Source organism: Salinivibrio costicola subsp. alcaliphilus, from assembly GCF_001996185.1.
Lineage (GTDB): Bacteria > Pseudomonadota > Gammaproteobacteria > Enterobacterales > Vibrionaceae > Salinivibrio > Salinivibrio costicola.
The window spans coordinates 1-4,521 of record NZ_MUFR01000076.1; the positions used below are offsets into that span (position 1 = coordinate 1).

5 protein-coding genes are annotated in these 4,521 nt (G+C 46.4%); 2 read left to right on the forward strand and 3 right to left on the reverse strand.

Annotation, left to right across the window (positions count from 1 at the left end):
- The first annotated feature begins 130 nt into the window (after window positions 1-130).
- On the forward strand, window positions 131-670 hold the full coding sequence (locus BZJ21_RS14985) for a hypothetical protein (RefSeq protein ID WP_077670218.1): 540 nt from the start codon (window positions 131-133) through the stop codon (window positions 668-670).
- A gap of 173 nt (window positions 671-843) precedes the next feature.
- Here the strand turns inward: BZJ21_RS14985 and BZJ21_RS14990 are convergent, their stop codons facing one another.
- Entirely contained in the window at window positions 844-1,287 is a 444-nt protein-coding gene (locus BZJ21_RS14990) for a hypothetical protein (RefSeq protein WP_077670219.1), read from the reverse strand.
- Window positions 1,288-1,617: 330 nt separating this feature from the next.
- Between BZJ21_RS14990 and BZJ21_RS14995 the strand changes: the two genes are divergently transcribed.
- Window positions 1,618-2,586: an IS30 family transposase gene (locus tag BZJ21_RS14995; RefSeq protein WP_077670220.1), complete on the forward strand. Its 969-nt coding sequence runs from the start codon at window positions 1,618-1,620 to the stop codon at window positions 2,584-2,586.
- Window positions 2,587-2,669: 83 nt separating this feature from the next.
- Here the strand turns inward: BZJ21_RS14995 and BZJ21_RS15000 are convergent, their stop codons facing one another.
- Complete coding sequence (locus BZJ21_RS15000; RefSeq protein WP_077670221.1) at window positions 2,670-3,269, reverse strand: glutathione S-transferase family protein; 600 nt, start codon at window positions 3,267-3,269, stop codon at window positions 2,670-2,672.
- Window position 3,270: 1 nt separating this feature from the next.
- Window positions 3,271-4,422: a YbfB/YjiJ family MFS transporter gene (locus BZJ21_RS15005; protein ID WP_077670222.1), complete on the reverse strand. Its 1,152-nt coding sequence runs from the start codon at window positions 4,420-4,422 to the stop codon at window positions 3,271-3,273.
- Window positions 4,423-4,521: the final 99 nt, after the last annotated feature.

Genomic DNA, 4,521 nt, shown 5'->3' on the forward strand with positions numbered 1-4,521 from the left:
ATTACCGGTGTACGAGAGCATCAACGACGATTGCTGAAATTGTTGGGTCAGTTATACGAAGCGGTTTATTCCTAAATTAGGTGCGGAAACTCGGGTAGACTGCAAGATCACGCTGATATGACAGCACTAAATGCAACAGGAAAAGATTACGAATTTTGGAGATGTGTTTCTAATGCTCTGTAGAAAAGCCACCTTACTTTTACTGATAAGCCTTCCTATTGTAGGCCATGCCCTTACATGGGAAGAATTTTTAAAGTCCGAAATGGATCGCACTTATTCTGCACTAGAAGAAAAAGCAAGTAATTGCCGTAAAAATCGTCAACCATTAGAGCCAATCAAGGAAAGCTGGTTTGTTAATCTTAGTCGAAGCGAAAAAGTAGCAGCAACTGGTTATATTAAACATCTAGCAGAAATTGATTGCTGGGGAAAAGAGCTATCCTCCTACAACTCTGCATTGTTAGCATATACTTCTGAATCGAAAGATACACAGTACTTAGACGAGTGGCTCGAGCTATCGAATGTATATCGCAGTGACGACTTTAAGCATGAATTTGATGCACTCAACGTAAAATCGCTTGTAAAATGGTACAACCGACAATCAACAGTTATGCCTTTCGATATGATTGCGTTCCTTGAGCAATACCCTGAATTTCAGAATAGCAATGAATAGCCGTAGAGATAATACCTCGGGCAATAATACGATCAAAACCAAAGAATAATCAGCAGTTTCGGTAGCTAAATAAAACCCGACAATCGTATTGCGACTCTTGTTATCCCCGCTACTAATCAGTCAGCTAAAGAGTAGTTTGTTTAGAGCGGGAGTCCAATTAACCCACTATACACCTATCTCCAACGCCCTGCCTCTATCACATTTTTCAGTTCATCATAGAGCCTATCTAAATCTTCGTATCTTGACAAATCAGCCGTTAACCCATGGTTACCAAAGATTTTTATAGATTTTACCTTTCCCTTTGAACGCTTAACCTTGATCGTTTTAACGCTTTCCCACTCCATGATTTCTTGTGTGTCAGGCTCATAAGAAATCAATCCCTTGTCTGAAACTTCAATGGTATGATTTTCAGCGTAGTTTTTAAAATCGCATCTTCCTTTATAGTTTAATAGCGCAGGAACAGAGCAAAAAAGGCAAACATAAAGGAGATACTCAAGACTAATTACATCACCCATAAACCATGAACCAAAAAATATCAAAGAAGGCCAAAACATAAAAACACTAAGCGGCCCTATATACAAATTTCTTGTTCTTTTATCTGCTATTTTAAACTTCATTAGTACTACTCTATCTAAATGTATAACGAATGACAGGGTTACTCTCTTGAATATATTCCACACTGAGGTGGACTTTTAATACCGGAGGTAGCTATATTTACTCATTCTTTTTTAGCGCAGGGCGAGCGCATGAGTGTTTATTTTTCAACCATCGCTGGTATGCCTGCGGCTAAGACCTTCTCCAAGAAGCTAGTATTCATGAGACAACGCTTCTGTTTTGATACCCCTGAATTCAGATAATAAGTGCAACACTCATGGTTAAACTGGCGAGAGGAAGTCAACTGCTGATAGTGGTACGCTTCTCATCGCCAAAATCAAAACGTGATTACCATGAGTTACCAGCAGTTGACCGAAGGACAACGATACCAGATTTCTGTCCTTTTGGCCCGTGGCTGTTCACAAACAGTCATTGCCGAAACCCTTTGTAAGTCAAAATCAACAATCTCGAGAGAGCTAAGTAGGAACCGATTACCGGACGGCCGTTACGAGCCCGATCAAGCTCAGCAGCTAGCGACAAGTCGACGTATACATGCCGGCAAAAGGCGCATACCTTCGATGACAATCGATTTTGTTAAACTCTGCCTGAACGTTGATTGGAGCCCAGAGCAGATTAGCCATGTGAGCACGCGGTTGGGCATGCCTGTCAGCCATGAATGGATTTATCAATATGTGGCAACGGATAAAGCGGCTGGCGGCAAACTGTATACGTCATTGCGCCAAGGGCACAAACGCTATCGTAAGGGCAAAACAAGCAAGCGCTGTGTGATACCAGACCCCGTCTCTATCGATGAGCGACCAGCCATTGTTGATACGCGTGAGCGTTTTGGTGACTGGGAAATCGATACTGTTTTGGGCAAACATGGCACAAGCGCCCTTGTCACCATTGCTGAACGAACCAGTCGTTTTTACTTGGTAAAAAAGGTGAGCAGCAAAAGCGCTGATGCTGTCCGTGATGCTACCATTGAGCTACTTCGACCGTACGCCGAGCATGTGCACACAATCACCGCGGATAATGGTTCAGAATTTGTCGGACACAAGGCAATAGCCGAGGCATTAGAGACAGAGATTTACTTTGCTCACCCTTATTCATCCTGGGAGCGAGGTTTAAACGAAAACAGTAACGGGCTGCTCAGGCAGTATATTCCCAAGGGCACAGACCTGCGTGAAATCACTGAAGAAGAGGTGATGCAAGCTGTGGTGAATGCTCGACCAAGAAAATGTCTTGGTTTTAGGCAGCCTAGCGTAATCTTTAACAAGTTATGTCAGGCTGCAGACGAAAGTGTTGCACTTCGCGGTTGAATCCGCGGTCACGCTCATTACTATATTAAAAATTCACGGCTTAGATCACTATTGATATTCACGAAAAACGTTCTTTCTAGGGGCTAGGTAAAGGCCGTTTCTTTGACACTTGCACGCTCTAAAAACCTCGTTAACCAGTCAGCGAGGAGTGGCTGGCTTTCACCCCATTGCAGCTCCGGTAATCGAAAATCGATATAGCTCAGCGCAACGCCAGTAACAATCTGGCCAAGGTTAATGTCGGACTGCATAACGTCAGTATTCACCCTATCCTCCAGCGTCTGAAGGCACCTGACAATGGCATTCTGTCGACGAACTCCGAGTACTGTACTATCGCTCTCTTTCCCAAAGTGCTTCCGATTAATAACCGTCATAAAAGCTGCATCGGTAAGGCCCTGACTCAACCCCGAGAGAGCAAAGACATCAGTGTAGTTGGGTGCACCAAGCAAGCTGTTCGTCGAAGAAAGCCCGTCCAAGTATGACGCGATGAGAAGGGATTCTGATAAAGTCTCTCCCCTATCCGTTACAAGCACGGGAATTTTTCCGTTCGGATTGGCGGTGAGCAACGCATTGTCATCCGCCCAAGGATCTACCCAGATGAGCTTCACATCATCCAACTGCTTTTCAATCGCGCAGATTCGGACAACTCTTGCATAAGGCGATGTCGTGTTCAGATACAGTTCCATATCAATTTTTCTCCATCTGTGTGGCTTTTCGAACGATAAGATATCGGGTTGATAGCAAGAGGACGCCGCTCGCCAGAATAACGGCACCAATGCTGAATAAAGGTTCGTAGCTACCAAGCGACGCGTAGACGAATGCCAAAGCGTACCCGCCTGCTGCTTGAAATGCAGCGAACATGGCGGTCGCCATACCCCATATCTTTTTATGACCAGCAGGCCCCATAATCTCTGAAAGCCGCCCTGCTGTGAGCGCAACAATGCCGGGGATCATGGCTCCAACGACAAAGGATGAAACCGTGATACTGGCCATCGATACCGATATAACCGGTAATGCCGTCGCGATGGACTTTGCCAGAAACCCTGACAGCAGAGCCCCGTGCCAACCGAGCTTTTTAGCCGCCATCCCGACAATGAAAGGCCCGAAAACAGCACCGACACCCAGAACAGCCCATTGGAAACTCGCGATGGTCTGCCCCATACCGACTTCACGTGCAAGATAATCTACCCAGAAAACCGTATGGGGAACAAAGCCGACTCCGTCCATCGCATACGCCGCCATGACGATTCCGATGCTCCATTTCTGTGCAGCGGTTAAGCCCTCTGACCCATTACCTGAATGGGGAATAGCTGGTAATGATTTCAAGCCTGCGAGCGCCCTATCGGCGATAAGACCAGCTGCAACAGCAAGTACCCCGAGCCCAACCCAGGCTAAAACAAGCCCTACATTTAACAATAACGGAAGCGCGGTGGCCGACAAAAAAGCCCCAATTCCGATACCGGTAAAAACCATCGCTCCAGTAGCTGGTCGTTGCGAAGCAGGCGTACTTGAGAGTGCCAGAGAGGGACCGACCACCATCAAGGTTGCACCGGCAAAACCAGACACAAATCGCCAGATAAAGAACCACACGAAGCCGATCGGGCTCAGACAAAGAAAGAAGCTTAACGCGACTGCGATATAAGCGCCCCCAAGCACATAACGGAGTTTGTATCGTTCAGAGAGGATGTGCGCGCCAATCGCTCCACCGAGATAGCCGAGCAGATTCGCGGCCCCCAAGTATGCCGCTTCCGTGGCCGTAAACCAGTTGGCTTCTACGAGTGCAGGAATAATTGGTGTGTAGGCGAACCGCGCCACGCCAATCCCCACAAATGTTGCCATCGGTAGATTTCAAGGTAGTTGACCAGATTTCCTAATTAAGCGGCGCTTTTTTGACCGCCTCGTTGATTGTCTTCTGAGCTGCTTGGATTGAGTGTTACT

What these genes read in the sequence shown, in the direction of transcription:
- BZJ21_RS14990 (WP_077670219.1), bottom strand. Translation starts at nt 1,287, where the DNA reads ATGAAGTTTAAAATAGCAGATAAAAGAACAAGAAATTTGTATATAGGG.
- BZJ21_RS14995 (WP_077670220.1), top strand. Translation starts at nt 1,618, where the DNA reads ATGAGTTACCAGCAGTTGACCGAAGGACAACGATACCAGATTTCTGTC.
- BZJ21_RS14985 (WP_077670218.1), top strand. Translation starts at nt 131, where the DNA reads ATGCAACAGGAAAAGATTACGAATTTTGGAGATGTGTTTCTAATGCTC.
- BZJ21_RS15000 (WP_077670221.1), bottom strand. Translation starts at nt 3,269, where the DNA reads ATGGAACTGTATCTGAACACGACATCGCCTTATGCAAGAGTTGTCCGA.
- BZJ21_RS15005 (WP_077670222.1), bottom strand. Translation starts at nt 4,422, where the DNA reads ATGGCAACATTTGTGGGGATTGGCGTGGCGCGGTTCGCCTACACACCA.